Source organism: Exiguobacterium sp. EA-TM-5, from assembly GCF_053878415.1.
In genome coordinates, this window is record NZ_CM132670.1 from 403,134 (window position 1) to 430,000 (window position 26,867).

The following is a 26,867-nucleotide window of genomic DNA, read 5'->3' on the forward strand; positions in this document are numbered from 1 at the left end:
ATCCCTGACACTCTTAGTATACTTCCTTTTTCCGGTAAATCACATCGATTCTTCGGAATTCACCTTTTCTTCACGGATGATCTCATACATATCAGATGCTTCTTCTTTTTTCGCATGTTCTTTAATGCTCGATATAGCAACTGTGACGATCTTATTTCCGAACCGTATCGTCATCTCATCACCTGCTGCTACGGTACTACTTGCTTTTGCTACATTACCGTTGATCGTAATACGCCCTTGATCGGCGACTTCTTTCGCAAGCGTCCGTCGTTTGATCAGACGCGACACTTTTAAAAATTTATCAAGTCTCATGACTGTTCCTCCTGCTTCGCTTGATGCCAGAGTAAATCTTGTTCTTCAAGCGTCATCTCAACGAGCGGTCGATCCGCTAGTTGTTCCATCCGTGTAAAACGGCGAATGAATTTATCATTCGTTCGTTGTAATCCTTCTTCTGCCGATAGACCGAGGTATTTTCCGACGAGTGTCATCGAAAACAGGACGTCTCCGAATTCTCCGAGTCGTTCTTCTGGTGCTGCTTCTTTCAATTCACGTAACTCTTCGATCACTTTTTCAAGTGCCCCCTCGACGTCTTCCCACTCAAAACCGACTTTCGCCACTTTCTTTTGAATAGCTTCTGCCCGCATCAAAGCAGGTGCTCCTTTTGTCACACCATCAAGCAAGAAAGTCCGCTCTGGTTTTTCTTGCGCTTTGATGTCTTGCCAGTTCGAAACGACATCTTCTGAAGAATCGACAGTCGTTTCCCCGAAAACATGCGGATGACGACGAATCATCTTATCACTGACGCTTCCGATGACGTCTCGAATATCAAAATAACCTTCATCTAAACCAATTTGTGCGTGGAGCATGACCTGTAAGAGGACATCTCCTAGCTCTTCTATCATTAAATTATCGTCCTGAAGGTCGATGGCTTCCAGTAATTCGTAAGATTCTTCGATTAAATGCCGTTTTAAGGACTCATGAGTTTGCTCTTGATCCCACGGACACCCACCTTCGCCACGTAAACGAGCGATAATCTCTTTTAAGGTCGAGAAGTCGCGATTCAACGTCTGCTCATCCGTAACCGGTGGTACATAGACCGTCGTTAAGTTACTGAGCGTCGTCACATGATCGAGTTCATACAACGGTACGTTTTGAACGGTTTGCTGACTTGTACCTGCTGCTGTGACAAGAGTGACCAAATGTTCATCCGGATACCGTTCCATCAACTGGACCTTTAAATCACCTGCGACAAGCGCATCATAGACTTGTCCAATCAGCAGATGTTGACGAATCTGTGCTTCATCAACGGCAAACGCTGTTGCATCAAGTAACTGGAATCCTTCAATCGGATCCACGCCAAGGGCTGCGAACATCGGATCGAGAAAACTTTGTCCCCCTACGACATCGACATTGTCTGTCCGTTGTAACAACTGTTGCACGGTACTCTCAGCGACTAATGGATGTCCTGGAACGGCGTAGATGATGTCCGTCGTTTCAGAAAGGTAAAGCAATTCCTCGACGATTTCTGTGTATACATCTTCAAACCGACTATGTCGTTCGTAAACCGAGTCAAATGATGTAAAGTTCATTCCCTCTGCTGCGAGTTCTGAAACGACCGGATGATCCATTGTCCGTAAATAGACAGGTTGTGTCGTATTTTTTAATAATCGATAGATGCCGAATGGCAATTGTTCCAGTTCGCCGACGCCAAGGCCGACGATCGTAATTCGGTGTGTCATATGCTCCTCCTACGTTGGTACATCTGATATAACTTATCTCCTAAAGGCAATAACGCCCACTCTTGTGCTGTTAATGTCCGGACGCGTAACGCCATACTGCCGTAAATGATGGCACCACCGACGACAAGGACGCCGACTTCGAGTGCCGCACCGATTCGTGTCTCAAGCTCAAATAGCTGAAAGAACGTTTCGATCAGATACAGAAACACACTCATGGCAAGCACAGGTAAGATCAGTCGGCGATAAAATGTGTTTCCTGCTGATACGCGACCGAACTTCCGATTCAATAAAATCCACTGAGCCGCCGCCATGACGGCAAAACCGCCAAATGTCGCCATACCCGCCCCGATCATACCATATCGGGGAATGAAATAGAGATTCAGAGCGAGCTTCGCCCCTAATCCGACAAGAACACCGACGAGCGCATATTTTTCGGCATCGACTGACTGCAGACAAGAGACAATCATCATCGCGATCGAAGCAGCAAATGACGTCGCTGCGAGCCAAATCAACCCTACTGTTCCTTCGTCATTTTGATATAACGCAATATTGAGCGGACGCATCACACCCATTAAACCGATCGTCGCTGCAGCGGCAATCAACAGACCGGAACGGAGCAGCGTTTCCAATTGTTGACGCATCATCCGTGGATTATGCTTTCGATATGCGGTCGATAAGGACGGAACGCTCGCAAGACTCATTGATGTCGCAAATAAAATCGCAAATTGCAATAATGGGTATCCACGATCGAGGACCCCTTTTTCGATTTTCGTCTCCGTCGTATTGCCAAGTAGATTGACGAACGTCAACCCGTCGATCAATTGCATCAACAATAAGGCAAGTGACGCGATACTAACTGCCACACCGCTTGTCACGAGCACCTTACCGACCCGTCGTACGTGAACACTTGAAAACACAGGACGACCGATCTTTCCTTTCGCAAAACGCAATAAAACGAATAACGAAACCACACTGCCGCCGATCGCCGTTAAATGAGCACTCGCACCAATCCAGTAAGGATCTGCCTGCATCGAGACACCGATATAGGTCACGAGCAACATCAGTCCGACGCGAACGGCATTTTCAGAGACTTGGGATACGGCAGTCGGTCGCATCTCAAGATCTGCTTGAAACATGCCTCGTAGAACGGCAATCACGGGCAGTAAGTAAAACGTACACGTCACTGCACGCAAGGGAACGACGAGTTTGTTATCCCCAAACCATCCGGCAAGTGTCGGGGCGATCCACCAACCAAGCACCCCGAAAAAGACGGTCATGGCAAGTAAGACATAAAAAATCGACCAGAGAACTTCTCGTTTCTCATCTGGGTGGTGAAGCGTCAATTTCGCCACGATGACAGGCAGCGCATAAATGCCGAGCGCTGCCGCAATCGCAAATAACGGATAGACGGTCTGATAGACATACAGTCCAAAGTCACCGGCAAGATTCTGATACGGAATCCGGTAAAAGAAGCTGAGTAATTTCGAGATATAACTAGAGATCGCAAGTAATGCTGCGCCTTGGGCAATCGTTCGTTTATTCATCGCGCGACGAGCCGGCGATCAAGTTCCGCCAGTAATTGTTCTGCCTGCATCGTCATCTGTTGCGTCGACTGTTTGTTGCGGTTCAGAGTTAAGACGAGTTTCTGCTCTTGTTGTCCCATACCTAGACCACGTCCCAGTGGAACGGTCCATTTAACGAAGTCTGCCACATCGAGTTGTTGTGTTGATTGGAGTGACAAGACGATTTCGATTTTCGGTTCGGTTTGTTTAACACGCTCGACACGTGCCCGTTCAGCGAAAATACGCATTCGTGTCAACTGGATCAAACGCGCGACTTCATCTGGGAACTCACCGAAACGTTCGAGCATTTCCGTTTCGAGTTGTTCGAGACTATCAACGGTATCCACATATTTCAAACGTTTGTAGAACTCGATTTTTAGCTCGGAGTCCGTCATGTAGTGTGATGGAATATAGGCATCAAGGCTGAACGTGAACTCAGGAACGAATTTCTGAACGCGTTTTTTACCTTTCATCCGTTCTTTCCGCTCTTCGACTGCTTCTGCAAGCATCTGTGAATAGAGATCGAAACCAACAGAATCGATGAATCCAGATTGTTGCGAACCGAGTAAGTTCCCAGCACCACGAATCGATAAGTCACGCATTGCGATTTTAAAGCCGCTACCGAGCTCCGTAAACTCCTTTATCGCCTGCAGACGACTTTCTGCCACTTCCGTCAATCGTTTTTGCGGACGGTACGTAAAGTATGAGTAGGCGACGCGACTTGATCGACCGACACGACCACGTAATTGATAAAGCTGCGATAAGCCCATTTGATCAGCGTCATGAACGATCAACGTATTGACGTTCGGGATATCAATTCCTGTCTCAATGATCGTCGTACTGACAAGGACGTCGGCATCTCCTTCGAAGAAGGCGATTAGCTGACTTTCGAGTTCGGTTTCCGTCATTCGACCGTGAGCCGTGACGATCCGCGCTTCCGGGACGAGTGCGCGAATCTCTTCTGCCTTTCGCTCGATGCCTTCGACACGGTTATACAGGAAGAATGCTTGTCCACCACGCCCGAGTTCCCGTTCGAGTGCTTCCCGCATGACGATCCCGTCGTATTCCATGACATACGTCTGGACCGGGTAACGGTTTTCAGGTGGTGTCTCAAGAACCGAAAGATCGCGAATCCCGATCATCGACATGTGCAATGTCCGCGGAATCGGTGTTGCTGTCAACGTCAAGACGTCGACGTTCGTCTTCAACTGTTTCAGACGTTCTTTGTGTTTAACTCCGAATCGCTGCTCTTCATCAATGATTAACAAACCGATATCAGCGAACTGGACGTCTTTTGACAGCACACGGTGTGTCCCGACGACGACATCGATTGTTCCCTCTTTTAATCCTTGTTTCGTCGCTTTTAATTCTGCTGGCGAACGGAACCGGCTCATGACCGACACACGAATCGGCCATTCACTGAATCGCTCAAGCATCGTTTCATAGTGCTGTTGCGCAAGAACGGTCGTCGGTACGAGCAACGCGACTTGTTTTCCAGACATGACTGCTTTAAAGGCTGCACGAATCGCTACTTCTGTTTTCCCGTACCCGACGTCGCCACACAAGAGACGATCCATCGGACGCGGACGTTCCATATCTTTCTTGATCTCAGCGATCGAGCGCAATTGATCGACCGTTTCCTCATATGGGAACGAAGCTTCAAACGCCTGCATGTTATCATCGTCCTCTGGGAACGCAAAACCGACAGCTGCTTCACGAGCCGCATAGAGCTTAATCAACTCATCGGCGATATCTTCGACCGATTTTTGAACCTTCGCTTTGACCTTTTTCCATTCCGTCCCGCCGAGTTTATAGATCTTCGGCTCTTTTCCTTCAGCCCCGACATACTTTTGAATCAAGTCGATTTGGTCGACAGGGACATACAAGGAGTCCTCTCCCGCATAAACGAGATGGAGATAATCCTGATGATTACCGGCTACATCAATCGTCTTGATGCCATGGTATCGACCAATCCCGTGATGAATATGGACGACGTAATCACCCGTCTTCAATTCCTGGTAACTCTTGATCCGTTCAGCATTCGTCAGCTTCGTCGTCTGCTTCCGGCGGCGCGCTGGTTGTTTGAAGACTTCCTCTTCCGTGATGACGACGAGACGTGCATTCGTCATTTCAAATCCACCATGAATTCCGCCAATTAGGATCGCGGGTTGACCACGGGTGATGCTTTCTTTCGTTACGATCGAGGCTTCAACCCCATAATCAGATAACGTTTGGCGCATCCGCTCGGCACGTTCCCGGTTACTCGCTAAGAAGACCATCCACATGTCGGCACGGCGATACCGTTCGACTTCTTGCTTCAAGCGTTCCATCTGACCATGGAATGGTGCAATTGGTTTGATACTGAAATGGATTGCTGCACTTTCCGGTACACCGCTCCGGCGTGTCGGTAGCAGCGAGAGATACAATAACGGTTGCCCTTCAAAGACATGTGCCATTGGAACCGACAGGACATAATCACTGACGCTTTGGCCGCGTTCAATGAGCGATGCCATCCATTCCGCTTCTTCTGCATCCTGAACTTCTGCCGCTTCTTCAACACGTGCGACTTCATCGACGATCAAGACACTGCCCGTCACGTCTTGACGTAAGGTCGACGTGTAGAGGATTGGTGCATACTTCGCAAACTGCTTCGGTTGATCGCCGTTTTCTAACAACTCGACGTCATAGGCGATTCCTTCTTCGAGTGCCGCAAGGACTTCCGTACTTTGGACACGCTCTTTCGTTGCTTCATAGAGACGACGGACTTTTTCACCCGCGTCCTTCAACTGATCCTTCGTCGCAAAGTGTTCAGCTGCTGGCATCAAACACGCTTCTGCGACGACACCAAGCGAGCGTTGGGTCTCCGCATCGAATGTATAGATTGAATCGACTTCCTCATCAAATAGGTCGAGCCGGTACGGACGTTCGACTGTGAGTGGATAGATATCGATGATACTTCCGCGAACAGCAAATTCACCTGGTGTCGTCACGGTCGCTGTCCGTTCATATCCAGCATCGACTAAGTCTTGGACGAAGTCTGGAATCGATAAGATATCGCCCGGTTTCACTTGTTTGACGTGTGATAAGAACGTCTGTGCATCCGGAACGTATCGACGTAAACCAACGAGCGGAATGATCAGGATTCCATCGTCCGTCGTCAACAAGCGATGCCGTGTCTCGATCCGCGTTGCCCGTAATTCCGGACTTGCCCCGTAGGAGAGTTCCGCCGCTAACGTCTCGTCGACCGGATACAGCATGACGTCTTCTTCTGGTACGAGTTCAATCAAATCATCGTATAACTTCTGTGCTTGGAACATATTATGCGTCACGAGCACGAATCGACGTTTCGTCTCCTGATAAATACCGGCGACGAACAGTGCTTTTCCACTATTCATCAAACCAGTAATCAACTGTGCATTGACACCATCTCGGAAGCGTTCCCGAACCGTCTTGATTTCAGGAATCGCTAGTAAAAGTTCTTGTAATTGTTTCATCTTCTTCCTCCTAAAACACGACAGCAAAAACGCTTTGGAACCCCAAAGCGTTGCGTTCAGTTATACCGATTCATCAAAGCAAGAAACGGTGTGTCTATGAAGTCCGTCGCTACATCGACAGACGCATTGAGTACATGTTGCAAGCTTCCTTGTTCCGCCTTCGAAAAATTCATCAATACCCAGTCGATGACTTGGATTGGTGCCGGTGGTCGACCGACGCCGAGTTTGAGACGCTTGATTTCCTGCGTACCAAGGTGCTGGATTAACGACTTGACGCCGTTATGACCACCAGCACTACCTTTTGAACGTAAGCGTAGTTTCTCAAGTGGTAGATCTAAATCATCATAGATGACGAGAACATCTTCTACCGCAATTTTATAAAAATCAAGCAACGGTCGAACCGCTTCACCTGATAAGTTCATATACGTCAATGGCTTCACGAGTACGACACGCTCTCCGTTTATCATTCCCGTTCCGAAGAGGGCCTTAAACTTCGATTCTGAGAGCTTGATCCCGTGCTTCTCTGCTAAAGCATCAATCGCAAGAAAACCGATGTTGTGGCGCGTATTTGCATACTTTGCCCCGGGATTTCCTAATCCGACGATACATTTCATATCGATTCCTCATTTCTATTAAAAAAGTAAACGAACAAGGGTCCGATTTCAATAAACCGGACCACGTCGTTCGTATGCATCAATCAATCAGCTGAAGAGCGGGCTGATTGATTTCTGTTCGTGTACACGGATGATTGCTTCTGCAAGCAAGCGTGCCACAGAGATTTGTTTGATTTTACTTGCACATTCGCGTTGCGTCAAATCGATCGTGTTCAAGACAACAAGTTCTTCGATTGCTGAGTTCTCGATCCGTTCCATTGCTGGACCCGAAAGAACAGGGTGTGTACAACATGCATAGACTTGTTTCGCTCCGTTTTCGATCAAAGCGTTCGCTGCAAGTGTAATCGTACCTGCTGTATCGATGATGTCATCAATGATGATGGCAATCTTGCCATCGACTTGACCAACGATGTTCATGACTTCTGCGACGTTCGGTTTCGGACGGCGTTTGTCGATGATCGCGATTGGTGCTTTTAATTGTTCTGCTAATTTACGTGCCCGTGTGACACCGCCATGGTCTGGAGAAACGATGACGAGTTCGTTTGGATCGATGTTCTTTTTCTCGAAGTATGAAGCGAGAAGCGGTACACCCATCAACTGATCTACTGGAATATCGAAGAACCCTTGGATTTGTGCTGCATGGAGATCCATCGTCACGACGCGTGTCGCCCCTGCTACTTCAAGCAAGTTCGCAACGAGTTTCGCCGTGATTGGCTCACGTGAACGTGCTTTGCGGTCTTGACGCGCATAACCGTAATACGGGATGACGACGTTGATTGTCCGTGCAGACGCCCGTTTCAGTGCATCGATCATGATGAGAAGTTCCATCAGGTTTTCGTTGACTGGTTGGCTTGTCGATTGAATGATGTAAATATCATCCCCTCGAACACTTTCTTCGATGTTCATCGAAATTTCGCCATCACTGAAGTGTTTGACTGAACTTTCGCTCACCGGGATTCCGATGACTTTAGCGATTTCCTCTGCCAGTGGTTTGTTCGAGTTGAGTGCGAAAATACGAATTTCATGTTCTAAGACAGTAGACATGTGTAGGTGGCCTCCATTTGTTTGGGTTTAGACGAGTAGAGCGACAAGTAATGAATTAACGATAATCAGGTTTCGTCGTTTGACGTTCCCGTGCGATCGCGAGACCGTTTTCCGGTACATCATCTGTGACGGTTGATCCGGCAGCAACAAGGGCATTCTTGCCGACCGTGACCGGTGCGATCAAGTTGACGTTACAGCCAATAAAGGCATCGTCCTCAATGATCGTCTGGAATTTATTTTTCCCATCGTAATTGACCGTGATTGATCCACAACCAAGATTGACGTTGTCGCCGATCGTTGCATCTCCGACATAGCTCAAGTGTGCTGATTTGCTACCTTCGCCAAACGTTGATTTCTTGATCTCAACAAAGTTTCCAACGCGTGTGTTTGCACCAAGTACTGCTTGTTGACGTAAATGCGCGAATGGACCGACTTGCGCCGTCGGACCGATCTTGCTATCCGTGACAACTGATTGACGAACAATTGCGCCATCAGCCACTTCACTATCGCGGATATCCGAGTTCGGACCAATCGTACATTCTGAACCAATGACCGTGTGACCAAGTAACTGTGTACCCGGATAGAGAACGGTATCTGAACCAATCGTAACGTCCGGTCCGATATACGTCGAAGATGGATCAACGAAAGTGACCCCTTGACGCATCCAGTACTCATTCGTCCGCTTACGCATTGACGTTTCCGCTTGCGCCAGTGCGACGCGGTCGTTAACACCGATTGTCTCTTCAAACGTAGGTGCCGCATAAGCTGCAATTGTTTCGCCTGCTGCTTTTGCAAGTTCGATCACATCTGGTAAGTAATACTCACCTTGTGCGTTGTCATTCTTAACCTGTTTCAGCGTCGCGAACAGCATTTCGTTATCAAATACGTACGTGCCTGTATTGATTTCTCGAATCGCGAGTTCTTCTGCATTCGCATCCTTATGCTCGACGATTTTCGAGACGTTTCCATCTTCACCACGAACAATTCGTCCGTAACCAGTTGGATCGTCAGCAAGTGCCGTCAAAACAGTCACTTTTGCGTTTGTCTCCGTATGATGTTGAAGCAATGAAGCCAGTGTCTCACTCGTCAAGAGTGGTGTATCGCCACAGACGACGAGAGTTGCTCCTTGTTCGTTCCCAAGTACGGGTTCTGCCATTTGAACAGCATGACCTGTGCCTAGCTGCTCACTTTGAAGTGCGTATTCCACCGATGTGCCAAGCACTTCTTTGACGGATTCTGCACCATGACCGACGATGACGACCTGTCGCTTGACGCCGAGCGTCGCTAATTGATCGACGACGTGCTGTACCATAGGTTTCCCAGCGACTGGGTGAAGTACTTTGTAAAGCTTCGATTTCATCCGAGTTCCTTTACCCGCTGCTAGAATTACCGCGAAATGATTCATCCTTGTCGCTCCTCCACGTAAATTAGTGTTGATTTCGTTCTGAAATAGTACACTCGTTCCAACTATAACGAAAATAGCATCGTTATTCAATGATGGGACAGAACGGAGAAGAGGAAAAAACGCGAAAAAAGACAGCTTTTCCCAAGAAGAGAAAACCTGTCTTTTTTCTTATACGTGATCTGTCGTTTGGACAGAAGAGACTTCGTATCCAATGCCTTCTTCTTGATCCTCACGGGCCGCATAGGCTTCGAGTACTGAATCTTCGACCTTTTTTCGCATTAATGCATTGATTGGATGAGCGACATCCCGGAAGATACCTTCTTGCGTTCGTTTGCTTGGCATGGCAACGAAAAGACCGCTGTTCCCTTCGATAACACGCAAATCATGTACCACGAATTCGTGGTCGAGCGTAATAGAGGCAAGTGCTTTCATTCGACCCTCTGCCACGACGCGACGAATTTTAACGTCCGTAACGTTCATTTTGTCCGCACCCCTTTAACCGTTGTCACAACTCTTCGTTGTCTACTTCTACTTACGGCTTAAAACAAATAAAGGTTTAGTCTTTCCCAATCTTTTTACGCATAATTTCCAAAAGTTTGATAATTACAGTATAGTTACAATCCATGCGACTGTCAATTTCAGGTAGTCTCGACTTCTGAGAAGTAATGGTCTACGTTGCCACGCTTGACCTGAATTTGACCAAGATCAACGTCGACGTCTGCTAATTTCATTAAGCTGACATATTCATTGACCATCTTTTTCTCAGCACCTTCTGCCTCGATCAAGACACCAACGCCTGCGACTTTTGCTTCAAACTCGCTCAAGAGACTCATCATCCCGCGAATCGTTCCGCCGGCTTTCATGAAATCATCAATCAATAAAACATTCGCTCCACGAGGTAAGCTCCGACGTGCCAGTGCCATCGTCCGGATCGCTTTTGAAGAACCCGAGACATAGTTGATACTGACCGTTGAACCTTCCGTGACGCGACTATCCGAACGCACGATGACGAACGGCACACCAAGTTGCTCTGCGACTGCATAAGCAAGCGGAATCCCTTTCGTTGCAATCGTCATGACGACATCAACTTTCTTTTGACTGAAGACAGACGCAAATACTTGCCCCATCTGTTTGACCATCTTCGGGTCCCCGAGTAAGTCTGTCAAATAGAGATATCCTCCCGGTAACAGTCGATCCGGACGTGCAACACGTTCACATAGATCGTCAATGAACGGTAACGCCTTTTTACTGCTCCACGTCGGGATGAACATGACGCCACCTGCAGCACCTGGCACAGTGATAAGGCGCCCCGTTCCCTCATGTTCTAACATCTCGCTGACAATATCTAAATCTTCACTGATTGAAGATTTCGCCGATTTATAGCGCTCTGCAAAAATCGTCAATGAGACGAGATGATGGGGATGGTCAAGCAAGTACCGTGTCATGTCAACCAACCGACCACTTCTCCGAATTTTCATTTGTTTAGTTCCACCTCTCCGTAATTCCGAATATTCAATAGTGAATATATCATTTTCATACGGATATTATCAATGGTTTTCGCCTAAAAGACGAACGACGTAGACTTCATTACAAAAGCCTCGTAATCCATTATAGAGACGTTGTGCCCGATTCTCGTGTTCTGTCAGAGCAAAGACGGTTGGACCACTTCCGCTCATTAAGACACCTTCTGCACCACAACTTGCCATGAATTCCTTGATTTGCTCGACTTCCGGGTGCATCGGTAACGTAACCGATTCAAGAACGTTACCGAGTGATTGACAGATCGCTTGGAAATCTTGTTCTTTCACGGCGTCAATCATCGCTTCGACGTTCGGACGTTTTGCTGTGTTCAGGTCAAGCGCTCCGTAGACATCGGCTGTCGAAACACCGATCGTCGGTTTTGCGAGAACGACCCAGCATGGCGGTGGCGAGACAAGTTTCTCAAGTTTTTCGCCGCGACCGGTTGCGATCGCCGTTCCACCCATGACACAAAATGGCACATCGGATCCAACCGCTGCACCAACCTCCGCCAACTCTTCAAGTGTCAAGCCGAGTTGCCACAAATCGTTTAAGCCGCGTAACGTTGCTGCTGCATCACTTGATCCACCAGCTAGTCCGGCTGCGACCGGAATATGTTTTTCTAAGAAAATCTCGACCCCTGTCTTGACGTCATATTTTTCTTTTAGAATCGCCGCTGCTTTATAAGCAAGATTACGTTCATCATTCGGGACATAGGCGTGTTGGGCATTCATCCGAATTTCTCCTGACGGAAGCTCCGTCAACTCGAGACGGTCTGCCAAATCGACTGTCGTCATCACCATATGTACATCATGATAGCCGTCCGGGCGCTTTGCCGTCGCATCCAGGACTAGGTTGATTTTGGCCGGAGCCTTTACAATAATCGTCATCGTGCCGTTCCTCCTCTAGTTCGTTTCCTGTAGGAATTGTATCAACCTTTCCACAAAAAAAGAAGCGAACATTTTGTCCGCTTCGGAAGGTAAGTTTACGAATTCGCAAATTCGATTTGTACGGAGTCTGTTAGCACGTCGGCGTAGCTATAAGAAACTCGCTCGACATTGTGGCGCTCTGCGTCTAGCTTGACTACAAACACCGAAGGATACGTCTCAACGAGCGTTCCGATTCGGGTTACGACCTTTTTACGACCGCCGCTTGCTTTTAGCGTCAGTCTTTCACCAACATGTGTTTCGAAAACATGTCTGATTTCGTTCAACGTCTTTGGCATACGCTTCACCTCACTAATATTTATTATAGCATATTAAATAAATATTAGAAAGGGGAAATATTATATCTGTTCTAATCGTATCCGTCAACGTTTTTTAATTGGCAAAAGTGCATCCGCTAACTGTGCGAATTCCTGCAGGCTGAGCGTTTCTCCACGGCGACGTGGTTCAATTCCAGCTTCTAGTAATGCTTCTTCGACAGCCGCTTTTTCCGTCTTCCCGAAGTGCGTCGTCAAATTGTTCAAAATCGTTTTCCGACGTTGTGCAAAACTTGCTCGGACGATCTCAAAGAAGAGAGCCTCATCTTGTGTCTGTACCGCTGGCTCTTTTCGAATGTTCAAACGGATGACAGCCGAGTCGACATTCGGTGCTGGAATGAAGACTTGTTTTGGAACCGTAAAGCAGACTTCAGCTTCCGCATAGTACTGGATCGCAATCGACAAAGAACCGTATGCTTTCGTTCCAGGTTTTGCTCCAATCCGTTCAGCGACTTCCTTTTGAATCATCATGACAAGCGTCCGAAACGGTGCTTTCGCTTCGAGAATCCGCATGATGATTGGTGTCGTGACGTAATACGGGAGGTTCGCCACAACGGCAATATCAGTAATGCCTTCTTGCGTAAACTCCTCAGCAACGATCGTCGAAAGATCGAGTTCGAGGGCATCACCATGAATGACCTTCGTATGGGGATACGGTGAAAGCGTATCGTCAAGAATCGGTAACAACCGCTGATCGATTTCAAGAGCAACGACTTTTTTCGCCTGTTTCGCCGATTGTTCCGTCAACGATCCAATTCCCGGTCCGATCTCGAGTACGCCGCTATCAGGTGTTAACCCAGCTGCTCCAACAATATTTCCTAATACATTTAAATCGATTAAAAAGTTTTGCCCTAACGATTTTTTAAACGAAAAGCCATGTTTCGCTAAAATTTCTTTCGTCCGGTGCAATGTAGCAATGTCTTTCAAACTTCTTCCTCCTCTAGTTGTTTCAGAGCGGCTTCCCATTCTGCGCGCGTAATCCGGATTGATGCGACGCGCTTCACGAGTTGTTTCGCATTCGGTTCACCAATTGCAAGAATCTGACCGAGACGACGACGACGGATCGAGGCTGCTGGTCCACCAATCAGGTCAGCTGCTAAGATCATCTCACGTGTCACTTCCGCAACCGGTGCTTCTTCCGTCTCATAGACAGCAGCAAGCGCCTCTTCAATCGCAGCTGGTGAGGCATGTTCGACACCGATTTTCCCTCGTTTATCCTTTGCTTGAGCACGGGGAAGATAGGCATGTTTACAACCTGGCACGCGTTCATTGATCCGCGCACGGATGCGGTCTCCCGGAAAATCAGGATCCGTGAAAATAATGACACCACGACGTTCGAGTGCTTTCTCGATCCGTTGCATCGTCTGTTCATTAACGGCTGAGCCGTTCGTTTCAATTGTATCGACATCAAAGACTTCTTGTAATCGTGTCGTATCATCCCGTCCTTCGACGACAATGACTTCTTTTAAGCGTTTCCGCATGATCTCTCCACCTTCTTCAAACACTCTCGTAATTGTACCTGTTTCCACGAAAAAAACAAGGAAGCGTCACGTGTCCGCTTCCGTTGCACCAGGAATGACCCAGACTTGTAGTTGTTTTCGACCAAACGTCTTCGCTTTTTGTTCACCATCGACTAAAACGTCAATCTTATTGCCTTTAATGGCTCCACCTGTATCAAGGGCAATTGCTAGACCAATTCCTTCGACGTAGACCTTCGTTCCAAGTGGAATGACTTTCGGATCAACCGCGATGATCGGCAATCCTTGATATGAAATCGTATCGGTCACGTCATATCCTGTCGCTGTCAACGCACGACCATCGTACAAACGACTACCGTTTGAAGCTGGGTCGTTCGTATACGCTGTTGCTTCGACCATCAAACTCTTCGCACTTGAAAAATCAAGGTCCGCATCCGCTTTTGGTGTTTCAGTTAGTGGATTCGTCGCTTGCTCTTCGTTAAAGACAGGTGCTTCGGTAGATTTCTCGACTGGTTTTGTCCCCACTTTGACGACTTGTTTGACGGGTGTCTGTGTCACTTGATCACCAATCAGCTTTTTCTCTTTACTGAGACCGTCAGCGAGCGTCAATTGATACTTCTTCGTTCGGACACCTGGACGACCAGATGTCGTCACCAGTTGCTCGCCTTCCGGTAGAGTCGGGTCTTCCACCTCTTCAATCTCAAACGGGACGAGTTGATCCTGAGTCAATGTCGCACGTCGGGTCGTATTAACTGTGATCATCGTTCCTTCTGTTACACGAGTGTCCGGATCCGGTGCAACTCGGTCTTCCTTTTGGAGCCGAACGCCTTCCCGTGCTAATAATTCCCGGACTGACGTCTCATACGTATAGATTTGTCGTGCTTTTCCACCGACGACGAGATCAACGGGAAACGCTTCCCGGTACCGAACTGTCATTCCGTTCGTTAAGACAGCGTCAGATGACGGATAGATATCATCGGTATCTGCTTTCTTGATACCTCGTTCCGCAAGCAAATCCTTCACTTGGCGTGCTTGCGTTCGAACGCGACGTGACTCTCCGTACCCCATGATCAGTGTGATTTCTTTTGCCCGCTGAATGACGATTAGTCGTTTTTTCGGCAAATCGGCACTAAGCGCCGGTTCAATCACATCATTGTCCCGCGTCGTAATGCCAGCTTCTTCGAGCGCGCCATAAACGGAATTGGCTGTCGTTTCAATTTGCTGTTCTCGCCCATCAATCAAGACAGTCACGGTTTGCGGATGATCCATCATTCCGTAGATGAGTGCTGCAATAAATAATAGGCTGAATCCAATTGTTGTGAATGTCAGAGAACGCATCATGGCAAACGGAAGACTCGTTTTGCATTTTCAGTCGTTGCTGCTTCGACGTCGGCGTACATCATGCCACGTAGTTGGGCAATCTCTTCTGCGACGAATCGCACGTAGGCCGGCTCGTTACGTTTGCCACGGTGTGGTGTTGGTGTCAGGTAAGGACAATCCGTTTCAACGAGTAAACGATCGAGCGGTACTTCTTGGGCAACACGTTTTGGCATCTTCGCGTTTTTGAACGTAACAGGTCCACCAAGTGAAATGTAGAAGTTCATCGCCAGGCAACGCGGTAATAATTCAGCACTCATACTGTAGCTATGCAAAATACCACCGACTTCTTTTGCATCCTCTTCTTCGAGAATTCGTAATGTATCTTCCGTCGCTTCCCGGTTATGGATGACGATTGGCTTCTTTTTCTGCTTCGCAAGACGGATCTGCTTCCGGAAAGCTTCCTGCTGTACATCCTTCGGCGACGTATCCCAGTGATAGTCGAGACCGATTTCTCCAAGTGCGACGACTTTTTCATGGTCCATCAACCGTTCAACCTTTTGATAGGCTTCTTCATCAAAGTCAATCGAATCGACGGGATGCCAACCGATGACTGCATAGAGATCGTCATACGCTTCGACGAGTTCCATCGCACGATCAATCGTCTTATGGTCGAATCCAACGACAATCATCGGTGAAACACCGTTCGCGCGTGCTCGCTCGATTATTTCATGGACATCGTCTGCAAATTGGTCTGCATTTAAATGGGTGTGTGTATCGATTAACATATCTATTCGACTCCTTCTTTAAAAAAATGCCTGTGACATGAAGTCCACAGGCATCGGTTTTATTTTACACTTGCGCCGTTTGCCATCGTTGATGGAACCGTCGCGAGTTCAAGTTTTCCTGCCTTTTCAGCAGCAAGGACCATTCCTTGTGAGAGTTCGCCACGTAACGTGACCGGTTTTAAGTTCGCCACGACAATGACCTTCCGTCCGACTAAATCTTCTGGCTCATACCACTGTGCGATACCTGAAACGATTTGGCGTGTTTCTTTGCCCATATCGACTTGTAACTTCAGTAGTTTTTTCGCCTTCTTGATTTTTTCAGCCGTCACAACTTCACCGACACGTAATTCGATTTGGTCAAAGACATCAATCGTCGTTTCTGGACGAACGTCTTCATCCGCCTCTTCAACTTCTTCTTCCTCCACACGCGCAGCAGAAGCTTGACGCATCATATCAACGATTGCTTCGACTTCTTCTTTAACGTCAAGACGCGGGAAGATCGGTGTAGCTGTACCGACTTTTGTTCCCGGTGTGATATCTGCGAACTTCTCAAGAGCTGCCCAGTCCATCGCTTGTCCTGAGAGACCGAGTTGCGTAAAGATTTCTTTTGGCGAACGCGTCATGAACGGTTGTAACATGATTGCGACGTGACGCAGGACGCCGACGAGATGCACCATGACCGAACCGAGTTCGACCGTTTTCGTTTCGTCTTTTGCAAGAACCCACGGTTGTGTCTCATCGATATATTTGTTTGCGCGGCTGATCAATTGCCAAATGTTCGACAGAACGACAGAGAATTCCATATGTTCCATCGATGCTTCGACTTTCGTGACTGTTTCTTTCGCAAGATCCGAGAGCGTCGCATCAAACGGTGTCACGTTGCCTGTATAAGCAGGGATCTCACCGTCAAAGTATTTCGTGACCATCGCGATTGTCCGGTTGAGTAAGTTCCCGAGATCGTTCGCTAAATCATAGTTCATACGCTCAACGAAGGCTTCTGGTGTGAACATACCGTCCGAACCGAATGGTACTTCCCGTAACAGGTAATAACGAAGCGCATCAAGACCATAACGATCCGTCAATGGAATTGGATCGACGACGTTCCCTTTTGATTTCGACATTTTTCCATCTTTCATCAACAACCAGCCGTGCGCGAAGACTTTCTTCGGTAATGGGAGGTCAAGCGCCATCAAGAGTGCCGGCCAGATGATCGTATGGAAACGAACGATTTCTTTTCCGACGAGATGAACATCTGCTGGCCAGTACTTATCAAAGTTACCATGATCGTCTGTACCGTAACCAAGTGAAGAGATATAGTTCGTCAACGCATCGATCCAGACGTAGACGACATGTTTTGGATTCGATGGGACTTGTACACCCCAGTTGAATGTCGTCCGTGAGACTGCTAAGTCTTGCAGACCTGGTTTAATGAAGTTATTGATCATCTCGTGTTTGCGTGATTCCGGCAAGATGAACGACGGATTCGCTTCGAAGTACTCAAGCAGACGGTCCGCGTATTTGCTGATCCGGAAGAAATAACATTCTTCGCGAACAAGTTCGACCGGGTGTCCACTGTCAGGACTTTTCCCGTCGACAAGTTGTGATTCTGTATAATACGTCTCATCGGGAATCGAATACCAACCTTCATATTCACCTAAGTAGATATCGCCTGATTCCAGGAGTGTCTCAAATACTTTTTCGACGACTTTCTTGTGACGTGGTTCTGTCGTCCGAATATAATCGTCGTACGAGATGTCGAGACGATCCCATAAGACTTTAATCTGCTCAACGACACCATCAACGAATGCCTGTTCCGAGATGCCCGCTTCTGCTGCTTTTTCCTGGATCTTTTGACCATGCTCATCGCTACCAGTCAAATACCGGACATCAAATCCTTGAAGTCGTTTGTATCGTGCCATTGCATCTCCAGCCACCGTCGTGTATGCGTGACCGATATGTAGTTTTGCACTTGGATAATAAATTGGAGTCGTGATGTAAAATGTGTTTGCCATGTTATTCCTCCGTTCTCTGATTTCCATCTTCATTATAGGCTATTATACGCTGTTACGGGGCTGATGTCGAAACTCGTATTTTGTCGAATCAAAACATTTTTTGACATCAGACATCAAATTACAAAAAAACACACTCTATAGTTTCATTTCCTTAAAAAAGGGAAAATGTATTAATAAATCGTTTCAAATATGGGGTTTTTGAGAAATAAATGACATTTTGATTTCAAGCTATTCAGATTGGTTGACTACTTTTGGAAAGTCTAGTATTCTACATTCTATAGAAACGATGTCGAATTTTGACGATTTTTCAAAAGAAAAAGAGATCCATGACATCAAAGGAGGAACAACAAAATGAAATCAACAGGTATTGTACGTAAAGTAGACGAGCTCGGTCGTGTCGTAATTCCAATCGAATTACGCCGTACACTTCAAATCGCAGAAAAGGATGCCCTCGAGATCTATGTCGATAACGAACAGATCATCCTTAAAAAATATAAACCAAACATGACTTGCCAAGTTACAGGTGAAGTATCAGAAGATAACTTTAAATTGGCTGATGGTAAGTTGATTCTTTCACCAGATGGCGCACAACGCGTTCTCGTTGAATTAAAAGATTTCCTCGATCGTCATTACGCAAGCAACGAATAAACAACGAAGGAAGCTCCAGACGGGGCTTCCTTTTTTTAATCTGCTTCGTGAAACGCGAGGTACAATTCCTGACGATCCAGTCCGCGCTCCTTCGCCACACGCTTCAACGCCGCATTCGGCTTTTCGCCTTCTTCGATATACCGGCGGATTTGCTCGAGTGGATCACTCTCTTGGATGACCGCATCCGGTCGATCTTCGTTTGATCCTTCAACGAGAACGACGAACTCGCCCCGAACGTCTTCTGCTGCCCAAGCGCGTAATTCACTCACACTTCCACGAATGTATTCTTCATACCGTTTCGTTAATTCCCGAGCTAACGTCACGTGGCGATCACCAAGTACTTCTTCGATTCCTTGCAACATCTCTTTCAATCGATGCGGTGCTTCATAAAAGACGAGTGTTCCCTTTTCGTATTTCACTTGCTCCAACTCTTCGCGCCGTTCTTTTTTCTTCCGTGGTAAAAAGCCGTAATACAAAAAGCGTTCTGTCGATAGACCCGATGCAACAAGCGCCGTTAACGCAGCATTTGCACCCGGCAAAACGATGACAGGAATGTCGGCTGCGATCGCTTGGCGAATCAAATCACTTCCTGGGTCCGAGATACCGGGCATACCGGCGTCTGAGACGAGAGCGATTTGTTTTCCTGACTGCAAATCGGCGCGTAGTCGTTCTCCGCTCGTTTGTTTATTATGTTCATGGTAACTGACAAGTTTCGTCTCAATTGAAAAATGCCGAAATAGTTTCATCGTCTGGCGTGTATCTTCTGCTGCGACGATATCCGATTCCTGCAAGATTCGGACGGCCCGGTATGTCATGTCTTCTAAATTACCGATTGGTGTCGGGACGATATAGAGTCCTGTTCCTTGCTGTTGATAGCTACTCGTCGCTTTCATGAGCTTCCTCCTTGAATCAGCCGTTCTTTTTGTGAACGTGTTAATTGTTTAATCGCATATTCCCGCTTCATTGCCTCTGACTTCGTCGCGAATGCCTCCTGATGTACGAGCACGACCGGCAGACGGGCACGCGTATACTTTGCACCCTTGCCTGCATTATGTGTCGCAACTCGTTGCGTGACGTCCACTGCGTAACCTGTATAGTACGTATCATCTTGGCAACGGACGATATAGACCGCATGCTCAGACATCGAATAGTTCCTTCATCTGTGCGGCATACGAATTATCTGCTTCATAGACGATGAAGGGTGGAAGGACCTTCAGCCCAGGTTTTGCGTCCTTGATTCCTTCGATCAACAGCATATTCGCTTCTTTACCTGCTTTTGGATAAATCAATTGCATCCGCTTCGGTTCAAGACGATAGGTCCGCATCAAGGTAACAATATCGAGCAATCGTTCCGGACGATGGACGAACGCTGCTTTTCCGCCTTGCTTCAATAAATCAGCTGCACCGCGGATACAGTCTTCGAGCGTACATAGAACTTCATGCCTCGCGATCGTATAATGTTCACTCTGGTTTTGATTCGATGTCTCGTTTGCTAAAAAATAGGGTGGGTTACACGTGACCGCGTCATAAATCCCGTATCCGAGACGCGCTCCCGCTTCTTTCACGTCGCCTTCAATCATCTCGATTTGATCGTTCAGCTCATTCAAGTGGATGCTACGTCCTGCCATCTCCGCTAGTCGCGGTTGAATCTCAAGACCCGTGATCTGCCCTTTCGTCCGGTAAGACAAAAAGAGTGGGATCGCACCGTTTCCAGAACAGAGATCAGCAATCCGTCCCTGTTGAATTGGAACCCATGCAAACCGTGCGAGCAGTGCCGCATCGAGTGAATAGGAAAAGACGGATGGACTTTGAATGATTTTCCCTTCTTGTCCTAAGAGGTAATCAAGTCGTTCGTCTGGTAATAGTTCAAACATGTGATGCCTTCCTTTCCGAAAAAAAGACTGACTCATGTAGAAGTCAGCCTCTCAATGTTTCGTTAACATGGATAAGCAGAAGAGACAATCACCGTCTTTTCGTACTTGTCCATAATGCAAGTTACAGATGTGGAATCCTTCCTGATACAAACGTCCGAGATTATCGTAGCCTGCGCCGACGCCCGCTTCCGCTTCTTCGGCTTCCGTGACCGGCTGTTGTTCATCACGTTCGACTTTTTCCCGAAGATGATGATTTTCCAGGTACAGGTGTTGGTTTTCTTCCATCATGTAAGCTAGCTGATCTTTTAACACGCTCAGATGCTCAGTCAGCAAATGAATCTGTTGCTCAATCGCATCGACACGCGTAATGATTTCTTTTTTATCGACTCTCTCCACGCGTATGCACCCCGTTATTCTTTTGGTCGTTTTGGTTTTACGGCACCGACGGACAATAGTTCTTCCATCGAATACGTTAAGACGCGGGAACGATCCTTCAGCTCGATTTGAACGACTTGATCGAGAATGTTCAATCCAACGACGCGTCCTTCGCCTTCAGGTACCGTCAAACGTTTTCCGTAATCCGGCAAGTCACGACGCATCTCTTCATACGTATCGTTCTCGTATTTCAGACAGCACATCAACCGTCCACATACGCCTGAAATCTTCGTCGGATTCAATGAGAGATTTTGATCTTTTGCCATCTTGATCGAGACTGGCTCGAACTCACCGAGGAAAGACGAACAACATAAGACACGACCACACGGACCAATGCCTCCCAGTAACTTCGCTTCATCTCGAACACCGATTTGACGGAGTTCGATGCGCGTCCGGAAGACAGCCGCTAAATCTTTCACCAACTCACGGAAGTCGACACGTCCTTCAGCCGTGAAATAGAAGATGACCTTATTGCGGTCAAACGTGTACTCGACATCGACCAATTTCATATCGAGTTTATGTTCGCGGATTTTCTCGACACATACCGCATGCGCATCAAGCGCTGCGACTTTATTTTCGCGGACGATCATTGCATCTTTATCGTCAGCAATTCGAAGAATGGATTTCAGTGGTAACACCACATCTTCTTCGTCCATTTGTTTATCGGCGATAACCACTTCGCCATATTCAATGCCCCGTACCGTCTCAACGATGACTGCTTGTCCTCGTGATAATGACTCTTGTCCAGGTGCAAAATAATAAATTTTGCCCGCTTCTTTAAAGCGAACGCCTACTACTTCTAGCATGTCGCTCTACCCTTTCTGTAAGTCAAACATGAGACGCTCAACTGTTAATTGGGGATTAACATTCGCTTCGACCCGTCGGACTGCAGCAAGCACAGCTTGCAACCAGCGGGTGATCGTCGTCTGGCTCTTGGATCCCATCTGTTCAAGTTGGGGTTTACTATTCGTATAGGTCATACCTTCCCACGCCGGATTCAGTTTCAGACGTAAGACATCCTCGAAGAAACAAGTGACGAGTTCAAGACCGATTCGGACATCCTGACGGTTCTTGAATTGTCCCATCCATTTCTCTTGTACGAACAGCGGTAAATCAGCCGGACGATTCGCTAATTCCTCCATCAATTGTAACACTGACGCTCGCGCATTTACAAACCAGTCTTCGAGCAATGCTTCTTCCGCATCCTCGACTTTTGGATAGACGCGAGCCGCAAGTTGCGTCAACTCGTGGTCCCGTCCCGTTTTCTCAGATAAAACAGCTCCAATCATTTGACGATCCGCTGGGCGAAAACTTAATAACTGTCCCCGCGATCGAATCGTCGGCAAAAGAAGTTGAGGTTGGTTCGTCAATAATAAGGCAACTTTCCCTTCACCTGGCTCCTCAAAGAACTTCAGCAAGCTGTTTGCTGCCTGAGGTGTCATCTTATGCGATTGAGTAATAACATAAATTTGACGATCGCCTTCGAGTCCTCGGAGTGAGAGATCATGCATCAATTGCTGAATCTGTTCTTTTTTGATGGTTGCGCCATCTGGTTCGATTTCATAATAATCGACCAAGTTACCACTTTCCATCCGCCGACAGCTACGACAGACACCACATGGCTCTACATCGACCGGCGCCTCACAAAAAAGGCTCTTTGCGAACAAGTGAGCCGCTTCAAGTAGAAGCGGCTCATAGTCTCCGGTGAAGATATAAGCGTGATTGATTCGGTCGTTACGTAACGAGTTTTGAAGAATCGTCGAAATGACCGATTGTGTCTGCTCTAGTTCATGAAACGTCTGCATTAGAATTGATGAAACCCTTCAATTGGTAAGACGAAGACCGTCGCCCCACCGACTTGGACTTCAACAGGATACGGGATATAAGAATCCGCATGACCACCCATGGGCGAAATCGGAGATACCATCTGTTCACGACTCGAACAATTCTTTTTAATCAATCGTAAAAGATCGTCAAGACGTTCACTTTGAACACCAATCATGAACGTCGTATTCCCTTCTTTTAGGAAACCACCTGTCGTTGCCAGTTTTGTCGCTCGGAAATCATGCTCGACAAGTGCTTCCGCCAAACGCAGGCTATCTTTATCTTGAACAATCGTAATGACCATTTTCATGAGAATCTCTCCCTTTCTTTTAAATACGTCATGACATCTTCCACTAATTCCAGATGAATCGTTTCAATCGATCGATTGGCTTGTACGATCTGTACCCGTTCCGAGTCAGACGCAGCAATCTGTTGAAAGCCTTCATAGACACGGGCACGAAACGCATCGTCTCGTTGCTCGATTCGATCAAGTGCTCCCCGATCCATCATTCGTTTTTTAGAATCCGAGACTGTTAAATCAAATAGATATGTCCGGTCTGGCGCTAATCCGCCTGTTGCAGAAGCATTGATTTGACGGACAAGATCAATCGGGTGCCCGAGACCATACCCTTGATAAGCAAGTGATGCATCCACGAATCGATCACATAAGACAATCGTTCCAGCTTCTAATGCTGGTCGAATCAATTCTTCGACATGTTGAGCGCGAGACGCTGCATACAATAGAATTTCCGTCATCTCTGTCATCTCTTCAAAAACAGGATTTAGAATCAACGAACGAATTTCGTTCCCAACACGTGTGCCACCTGGTTCTCGTGTTGTCATGACGTTATATCCCTTTTCCTTTAACACCTCGCCAAGCAATTGCAGTTGTGTCGTTTTACCGGCACCATCCGGTCCTTCGACAGTAATGAACGTACCTTTCATACTTCAAACCCTTCCTCTATGACGCGTAACGCTCCGTGTTGCAATTGTTCGCCCCCTTGCAAATGAACGGCTACGGTTTGATAATGTCGTAAACGTAATACCTGTTCCGCCGTGATGCACTCTCCTCTGACGATTAACGGGATGCCTGGCGGGTACGGAATAATCGTTTCTAGTGAAACGTGACCGATACACTCATCCAGATGACGGAACGTACCTGTTGCTTGTTCTAACTGTTCATAAGAACAAGCTAAAGCAGATACCTGTATTTTACCCATAATTGATTGCTCGATATACCTTTTCGAGGGAATTCCTTCTAATTTCATATTTTGAATAGCTCGTTCGACGCGATTTATCCAGTCCTCCTGCTCAGTCTTTGACAAACGACGTAGTGGCAAAATACATACGACATGATCTCCTAGGGCAAACTCTGCATCGAGCTGGACCATTCGTAACGCTTGTAACAAAGCGTCTCCTGTATATCCTTCATACGCTAGTGTCATCCGTGACCAATCGTCAAAACGAATGACTGTTAGATGGTCGAAGCGTTGAAGTTTCTGTACAAACGCATCGTGACTACTCTGAATATCTGACATGATTTCAACTGTCCACTGTTCTCGATAGAAACGTGCGTAATCTAACGAAGCCATTAGTAAATAAGAAGGACTCGATGTTTGAAACGCTTGTAGCGCGCGCTTTAACCTTCTTCTCATGTCTTCCGTAAATCGTTCGTGCATCCACGCTCCCATTGTCAGAGCGGGAAGTGTTTTATGAGCAGACTGAACGACGGCAGTTGCGCCTAGTTCAAAAGCAGAGCGAACACCAAACGAATTTCCAAAATGAGCGCCGTGTGCTTCATCCACTAGCAAAGGAATACCAAATGACATCGTTAACTCAATCAGCGATGCAATATCAGCTGCTTCTCCGTAATACGTTGGAGAGGTTATAAACACGCCAACCCCTCCTGGATATTTCGTAAACGCTTCCTTTAATGTTTCACGTGAAACATGCCCGCTAATTCCTGTTTCCTCATGAATGTCAGGTTCAAGAAATATTGGTTCAATACCGAGCCATTCCAACGCATTAAAAACGGATTTGTGCGAATTACGCTGTACATAAACGCGCTCTCCTCTTGTTGCTGTAGCTGCAAGCATCGCCCAGTTCCCAACAGTCGAGCCATTTACGAGAAAATAACTTGCTTGTGCATTATAAACCTGTCGCAATAAAGAAACCGCATCAGCTATGGCTTCTTCTGGATGATGAAAATCATCTAGACCCGGTAATTCTGTAACATCCCATTTAAAAAAGTCTGGCAAAGATGTCAGTGTTCCATTTTTATGTCCAGGAACATGCCATGAGATCGGCGTTCGATCTAAGTGACGCTGAAGTGCATGTACAATAGGAAGTTCGCGTTTCATGAAAACACTCCTTTTTCATCTAAAATGATTACACAAAAAGACCGACCTGCAATCTGCAGATCGGTCAAGTGCCTGGCAACGTCCTATCCTCACAGGGGGAAGCCCCCAACTACTTTCGGCGTTCAAGTGCTTAACTTCCGTGTTCGGCATGGGAACGGGTGTGACCACTTGGCTATCGTCACCAGACGACGGGCTCGTGCCCTCAAAACTGAAGTCATCAACAATGCATCTGCTAGAACAAGGCCTCGACCGATTAGTATCACTCAGCTCCACATGTCGCCATGCTTCCACCCGTGACCTATCTACCTCATCGTCTCTGAGGGGTCTTTCTTGATTACTCAAAGGGAAATCTCATCTTGGAGGGGGCTTCATGCTTAGATGCTTTCAGCATTTATCCCGTCCGCACGTAGCTACCCAGCGATGCTCCTGGCGGAACAACTGGTACACCAGCGGTGCGTCCATCCCGGTCCTCTCGTACTAAGGACAGCTCTCCTCAAATTTCCTGCGCCCACGACGGATAGGGACCGAACTGTCTCACGACGTTCTGAACCCAGCTCGCGTACCGCTTTAATGGGCGAACAGCCCAACCCTTGGGACCTACTCCAGCCCCAGGATGCGATGAGCCGACATCGAGGTGCCAAACCTCCCCGTCGATGTGGACTCTTGGGGGAGATCAGCCTGTTATCCCCAGGGTAGCTTTTATCCGTTGAGCGATGGCCCTTCCATGCGGAACCACCGGATCACTAAGCCCGACTTTCGTCCCTGCTCGACTTGTAGGTCTCGCAGTCAAGCTCCCTTCTGCCTTTGCGCTCTACGAATGATTTCCAACCATTCTGAGGGAACCTTTGGGCGCCTCCGTTACTGTTTAGGAGGCGACCGCCCCAGTCAAACTACCCGCCTGACACGGTCCTCCAGCCGGATGACGGCTGCGAGTTAGAGACTCTATGCATGAAGGGCGGTATCCCAAGGGTGACTCCTCCGAAGCTGGCGCTCCGGGCTCGACGTCTCCCGCCTATCCTGTACATCATGCACAAAGCCTCAATATCAGGCTGTAGTAAAGCTCCATGGGGTCTTTCCGTCCTGTCGCGGGTAACCTGCATCTTCACAGGTACTATGATTTCACCGGGTCTCTCGTTGAGACAGTGCCCAAATCGTTACGCCTTTCGTGCGGGTCGGAACTTACCCGACAAGGAATTTCGCTACCTTAGGACCGTTATAGTTACGGCCGCCGTTTACTGGGGCTTCGGTTCAAAGCTTCGCTTGCGCTAACCCATCCCCTTAACCTTCCAGCACCGGGCAGGCGTCAGCCCCTATACGTCATCTTGCGATTTAGCAGAGACCTGTGTTTTTGCTAAACAGTCGTTTGGGCCTATTCACTGCGGCTCTACATGTGTAGAGCGTCCCTTCTCCCGAAGTTACGGGACCATTTTGCCGAGTTCCTTAACGAGAGTTATCCCGCGCGTCTTAGAATTCTCATCTCGCCTACCTGTGTCG

At 47.5% G+C, this 26,867-nt stretch carries 26 protein-coding genes and 2 rRNA genes (1 of these 28 only partly in view); 1 reads left to right on the top strand and 27 read right to left on the bottom strand.

The genetic code is table 11. The annotated features are described in order from the left end of the window. Window positions 1-39 precede the first annotated feature (39 nt). From ACV3PA_RS02180 to metG, 16 genes are all read right to left on the bottom strand, one after another. Window positions 40-312, bottom strand: a complete 273-nt coding sequence (locus ACV3PA_RS02180) for an RNA-binding S4 domain-containing protein (protein WP_023466556.1) — start codon at window positions 310-312, stop codon at window positions 40-42. After that, a complete protein-coding gene (gene yabN / locus ACV3PA_RS02185) occupies window positions 309-1,739 on the bottom strand; it encodes a bifunctional methyltransferase/pyrophosphohydrolase YabN (protein WP_456125535.1) in 1,431 nt (476 codons plus the stop codon). Before yabN ends, ACV3PA_RS02180 begins: the two co-directional genes overlap by 4 nt. Beyond that, window positions 1,736-3,283, bottom strand: coding sequence for a putative polysaccharide biosynthesis protein (locus tag ACV3PA_RS02190; RefSeq protein WP_456125536.1), 1,548 nt, complete (start codon window positions 3,281-3,283; stop codon window positions 1,736-1,738). Before ACV3PA_RS02190 ends, yabN begins: the two co-directional genes overlap by 4 nt. Next, on the bottom strand, window positions 3,280-6,795 hold the full coding sequence (gene mfd, locus ACV3PA_RS02195; RefSeq protein WP_456125537.1) for a transcription-repair coupling factor: 3,516 nt from the start codon (window positions 6,793-6,795) through the stop codon (window positions 3,280-3,282). The genes ACV3PA_RS02190 and mfd overlap by 4 nt, the downstream gene beginning before the upstream one ends. A 56-nt stretch (window positions 6,796-6,851) precedes the next feature. Then, on the bottom strand, window positions 6,852-7,409 hold the full coding sequence (pth, locus tag ACV3PA_RS02200; RefSeq protein WP_023466549.1) for an aminoacyl-tRNA hydrolase: 558 nt from the start codon (window positions 7,407-7,409) through the stop codon (window positions 6,852-6,854). An 87-nt stretch (window positions 7,410-7,496) separates the two neighbouring features. Further along, complete coding sequence (locus tag ACV3PA_RS02205; RefSeq protein WP_012368955.1) at window positions 7,497-8,453, bottom strand: ribose-phosphate diphosphokinase; 957 nt, start codon at window positions 8,451-8,453, stop codon at window positions 7,497-7,499. Window positions 8,454-8,508: 55 nt separating this feature from the next. Continuing rightward, window positions 8,509-9,858, bottom strand: a complete 1,350-nt coding sequence (gene glmU / locus ACV3PA_RS02210; RefSeq protein WP_053454588.1) for a bifunctional UDP-N-acetylglucosamine diphosphorylase/glucosamine-1-phosphate N-acetyltransferase GlmU — start codon at window positions 9,856-9,858, stop codon at window positions 8,509-8,511. A 168-nt stretch (window positions 9,859-10,026) separates the two neighbouring features. Next, window positions 10,027-10,338 (bottom strand): septation regulator SpoVG, encoded by a 312-nt coding sequence (spoVG, locus tag ACV3PA_RS02215; RefSeq protein ID WP_053454587.1) that lies wholly within the window; start codon window positions 10,336-10,338, stop codon window positions 10,027-10,029. Between the two features lie 158 nt (window positions 10,339-10,496). Then, entirely contained in the window at window positions 10,497-11,336 is an 840-nt protein-coding gene (gene purR / locus ACV3PA_RS02220) for a pur operon repressor (protein WP_456125538.1), read from the bottom strand. A 69-nt stretch (window positions 11,337-11,405) separates the two neighbouring features. After that, window positions 11,406-12,266: a 4-(cytidine 5'-diphospho)-2-C-methyl-D-erythritol kinase gene (ispE, locus tag ACV3PA_RS02225; RefSeq protein ID WP_053454585.1), complete on the bottom strand. Its 861-nt coding sequence runs from the start codon at window positions 12,264-12,266 to the stop codon at window positions 11,406-11,408. A gap of 95 nt (window positions 12,267-12,361) precedes the next feature. Next, window positions 12,362-12,601, bottom strand: a complete 240-nt coding sequence (locus ACV3PA_RS02230; protein WP_012368950.1) for a Veg family protein — start codon at window positions 12,599-12,601, stop codon at window positions 12,362-12,364. An 84-nt stretch (window positions 12,602-12,685) separates the two neighbouring features. Continuing rightward, a complete protein-coding gene (gene rsmA / locus ACV3PA_RS02235; protein ID WP_053454584.1) occupies window positions 12,686-13,564 on the bottom strand; it encodes a 16S rRNA (adenine(1518)-N(6)/adenine(1519)-N(6))-dimethyltransferase RsmA in 879 nt (292 codons plus the stop codon). Then, window positions 13,561-14,118: a ribonuclease M5 gene (rnmV, locus tag ACV3PA_RS02240; RefSeq protein WP_023466539.1), complete on the bottom strand. Its 558-nt coding sequence runs from the start codon at window positions 14,116-14,118 to the stop codon at window positions 13,561-13,563. Before rnmV ends, rsmA begins: the two co-directional genes overlap by 4 nt. A 66-nt stretch (window positions 14,119-14,184) precedes the next feature. Further along, entirely contained in the window at window positions 14,185-15,456 is a 1,272-nt protein-coding gene (locus ACV3PA_RS02245; protein ID WP_053454583.1) for a 3D domain-containing protein, read from the bottom strand. After that, complete coding sequence (locus ACV3PA_RS02250) at window positions 15,453-16,220, bottom strand: TatD family hydrolase (protein ID WP_456125539.1); 768 nt, start codon at window positions 16,218-16,220, stop codon at window positions 15,453-15,455. Before ACV3PA_RS02250 ends, ACV3PA_RS02245 begins: the two co-directional genes overlap by 4 nt. 59 nt (window positions 16,221-16,279) lie before the next feature. Continuing rightward, complete coding sequence (metG, locus tag ACV3PA_RS02255) at window positions 16,280-18,259, bottom strand: methionine--tRNA ligase (RefSeq protein ID WP_268760732.1); 1,980 nt, start codon at window positions 18,257-18,259, stop codon at window positions 16,280-16,282. Window positions 18,260-18,583: 324 nt separating this feature from the next. Here metG and ACV3PA_RS02260 point away from each other — a divergent pair, with 324 nt between their 5' ends. Further along, on the top strand, window positions 18,584-18,880 hold the full coding sequence (locus ACV3PA_RS02260) for a transition state genes transcriptional regulator AbrB (protein WP_023466531.1): 297 nt from the start codon (window positions 18,584-18,586) through the stop codon (window positions 18,878-18,880). A 35-nt stretch (window positions 18,881-18,915) separates the two neighbouring features. On the opposite strand, the gene rsmI is transcribed toward ACV3PA_RS02260, so the two are convergent. From rsmI to ACV3PA_RS02315, 11 genes are all read right to left on the bottom strand, one after another. Then, a complete protein-coding gene (rsmI, locus tag ACV3PA_RS02265) occupies window positions 18,916-19,773 on the bottom strand; it encodes a 16S rRNA (cytidine(1402)-2'-O)-methyltransferase (protein ID WP_456125540.1) in 858 nt (285 codons plus the stop codon). Further along, entirely contained in the window at window positions 19,770-20,024 is a 255-nt protein-coding gene (locus ACV3PA_RS02270; RefSeq protein ID WP_053454580.1) for a GIY-YIG nuclease family protein, read from the bottom strand. Before ACV3PA_RS02270 ends, rsmI begins: the two co-directional genes overlap by 4 nt. After that, window positions 20,017-20,754, bottom strand: coding sequence for a tRNA1(Val) (adenine(37)-N6)-methyltransferase (locus tag ACV3PA_RS02275; RefSeq protein ID WP_456125541.1), 738 nt, complete (start codon window positions 20,752-20,754; stop codon window positions 20,017-20,019). The genes ACV3PA_RS02270 and ACV3PA_RS02275 overlap by 8 nt, the downstream gene beginning before the upstream one ends. Before the next feature lie 51 nt (window positions 20,755-20,805). Beyond that, complete coding sequence (gene yabA, locus ACV3PA_RS02280) at window positions 20,806-21,156, bottom strand: DNA replication initiation control protein YabA (RefSeq protein WP_119182633.1); 351 nt, start codon at window positions 21,154-21,156, stop codon at window positions 20,806-20,808. A gap of 8 nt (window positions 21,157-21,164) precedes the next feature. After that, complete coding sequence (locus ACV3PA_RS02285) at window positions 21,165-21,995, bottom strand: PSP1 domain-containing protein (RefSeq protein WP_029343044.1); 831 nt, start codon at window positions 21,993-21,995, stop codon at window positions 21,165-21,167. Between the two features lie 6 nt (window positions 21,996-22,001). Next, complete coding sequence (locus ACV3PA_RS02290) at window positions 22,002-22,994, bottom strand: DNA polymerase (RefSeq protein ID WP_053454578.1); 993 nt, start codon at window positions 22,992-22,994, stop codon at window positions 22,002-22,004. Further along, the gene (locus ACV3PA_RS02295) at window positions 22,994-23,323 is read right to left on the bottom strand and encodes a cyclic-di-AMP receptor (RefSeq protein WP_023466519.1); all 330 of its coding nucleotides are present in this window, start codon (window positions 23,321-23,323) and stop codon (window positions 22,994-22,996) included. Before ACV3PA_RS02295 ends, ACV3PA_RS02290 begins: the two co-directional genes overlap by 1 nt. After that, complete coding sequence (gene tmk, locus ACV3PA_RS02300) at window positions 23,320-23,958, bottom strand: dTMP kinase (RefSeq protein ID WP_456125542.1); 639 nt, start codon at window positions 23,956-23,958, stop codon at window positions 23,320-23,322. The genes ACV3PA_RS02295 and tmk overlap by 4 nt, the downstream gene beginning before the upstream one ends. Then, on the bottom strand, window positions 23,955-25,373 hold the full coding sequence (locus tag ACV3PA_RS02305) for an aminotransferase class I/II-fold pyridoxal phosphate-dependent enzyme (protein WP_456125543.1): 1,419 nt from the start codon (window positions 25,371-25,373) through the stop codon (window positions 23,955-23,957). The genes tmk and ACV3PA_RS02305 overlap by 4 nt, the downstream gene beginning before the upstream one ends. 70 nt (window positions 25,374-25,443) lie before the next feature. Continuing rightward, a 5S ribosomal RNA gene (gene rrf / locus ACV3PA_RS02310) occupies window positions 25,444-25,559 on the bottom strand. A gap of 47 nt (window positions 25,560-25,606) precedes the next feature. Next, a 23S ribosomal RNA gene (locus tag ACV3PA_RS02315) occupies window positions 25,607-26,867 on the bottom strand; it runs 1,653 nt beyond the window's last position.

What these genes read in the sequence shown, in the direction of transcription:
- spoVG (WP_053454587.1), bottom strand. Translation starts at nt 10,338, where the DNA reads ATGAACGTTACGGACGTTAAAATTCGTCGCGTCGTGGCAGAGGGTCGA.
- purR (WP_456125538.1), bottom strand. Translation starts at nt 11,336, where the DNA reads ATGAAAATTCGGAGAAGTGGTCGGTTGGTTGACATGACACGGTACTTG.
- ACV3PA_RS02285 (WP_029343044.1), bottom strand. Translation starts at nt 21,995, where the DNA reads ATGCTAGAAGTAGTAGGCGTTCGCTTTAAAGAAGCGGGCAAAATTTAT.
- ACV3PA_RS02260 (WP_023466531.1), top strand. Translation starts at nt 18,584, where the DNA reads ATGAAATCAACAGGTATTGTACGTAAAGTAGACGAGCTCGGTCGTGTC.
- ACV3PA_RS02305 (WP_456125543.1), bottom strand. Translation starts at nt 25,373, where the DNA reads ATGAAACGCGAACTTCCTATTGTACATGCACTTCAGCGTCACTTAGAT.
- yabN (WP_456125535.1), bottom strand. Translation starts at nt 1,739, where the DNA reads ATGACACACCGAATTACGATCGTCGGCCTTGGCGTCGGCGAACTGGAA.
- ACV3PA_RS02270 (WP_053454580.1), bottom strand. Translation starts at nt 20,024, where the DNA reads ATGTCTGAGCATGCGGTCTATATCGTCCGTTGCCAAGATGATACGTAC.
- rsmI (WP_456125540.1), bottom strand. Translation starts at nt 19,773, where the DNA reads ATGAAAGCGACGAGTAGCTATCAACAGCAAGGAACAGGACTCTATATC.
- ACV3PA_RS02190 (WP_456125536.1), bottom strand. Translation starts at nt 3,283, where the DNA reads ATGAATAAACGAACGATTGCCCAAGGCGCAGCATTACTTGCGATCTCT.
- pth (WP_023466549.1), bottom strand. Translation starts at nt 7,409, where the DNA reads ATGAAATGTATCGTCGGATTAGGAAATCCCGGGGCAAAGTATGCAAAT.
- ACV3PA_RS02245 (WP_053454583.1), bottom strand. Translation starts at nt 15,456, where the DNA reads ATGATGCGTTCTCTGACATTCACAACAATTGGATTCAGCCTATTATTT.
- ispE (WP_053454585.1), bottom strand. Translation starts at nt 12,266, where the DNA reads ATGACGATTATTGTAAAGGCTCCGGCCAAAATCAACCTAGTCCTGGAT.
- ACV3PA_RS02230 (WP_012368950.1), bottom strand. Translation starts at nt 12,601, where the DNA reads ATGCCAAAGACGTTGAACGAAATCAGACATGTTTTCGAAACACATGTT.
- tmk (WP_456125542.1), bottom strand. Translation starts at nt 23,958, where the DNA reads ATGAAAGGTACGTTCATTACTGTCGAAGGACCGGATGGTGCCGGTAAA.
- ACV3PA_RS02250 (WP_456125539.1), bottom strand. Translation starts at nt 16,220, where the DNA reads ATGTTAATCGATACACACACCCATTTAAATGCAGACCAATTTGCAGAC.
- metG (WP_268760732.1), bottom strand. Translation starts at nt 18,259, where the DNA reads ATGGAAATCAGAGAACGGAGGAATAACATGGCAAACACATTTTACATC.
- ACV3PA_RS02290 (WP_053454578.1), bottom strand. Translation starts at nt 22,994, where the DNA reads ATGCAGACGTTTCATGAACTAGAGCAGACACAATCGGTCATTTCGACG.
- ACV3PA_RS02205 (WP_012368955.1), bottom strand. Translation starts at nt 8,453, where the DNA reads ATGTCTACTGTCTTAGAACATGAAATTCGTATTTTCGCACTCAACTCG.
- mfd (WP_456125537.1), bottom strand. Translation starts at nt 6,795, where the DNA reads ATGAAACAATTACAAGAACTTTTACTAGCGATTCCTGAAATCAAGACG.
- ACV3PA_RS02180 (WP_023466556.1), bottom strand. Translation starts at nt 312, where the DNA reads ATGAGACTTGATAAATTTTTAAAAGTGTCGCGTCTGATCAAACGACGG.
- glmU (WP_053454588.1), bottom strand. Translation starts at nt 9,858, where the DNA reads ATGAATCATTTCGCGGTAATTCTAGCAGCGGGTAAAGGAACTCGGATG.
- ACV3PA_RS02295 (WP_023466519.1), bottom strand. Translation starts at nt 23,323, where the DNA reads ATGAAAATGGTCATTACGATTGTTCAAGATAAAGATAGCCTGCGTTTG.
- rnmV (WP_023466539.1), bottom strand. Translation starts at nt 14,118, where the DNA reads ATGCGGAAACGCTTAAAAGAAGTCATTGTCGTCGAAGGACGGGATGAT.
- ACV3PA_RS02275 (WP_456125541.1), bottom strand. Translation starts at nt 20,754, where the DNA reads ATGTTTGAACTATTACCAGACGAACGACTTGATTACCTCTTAGGACAA.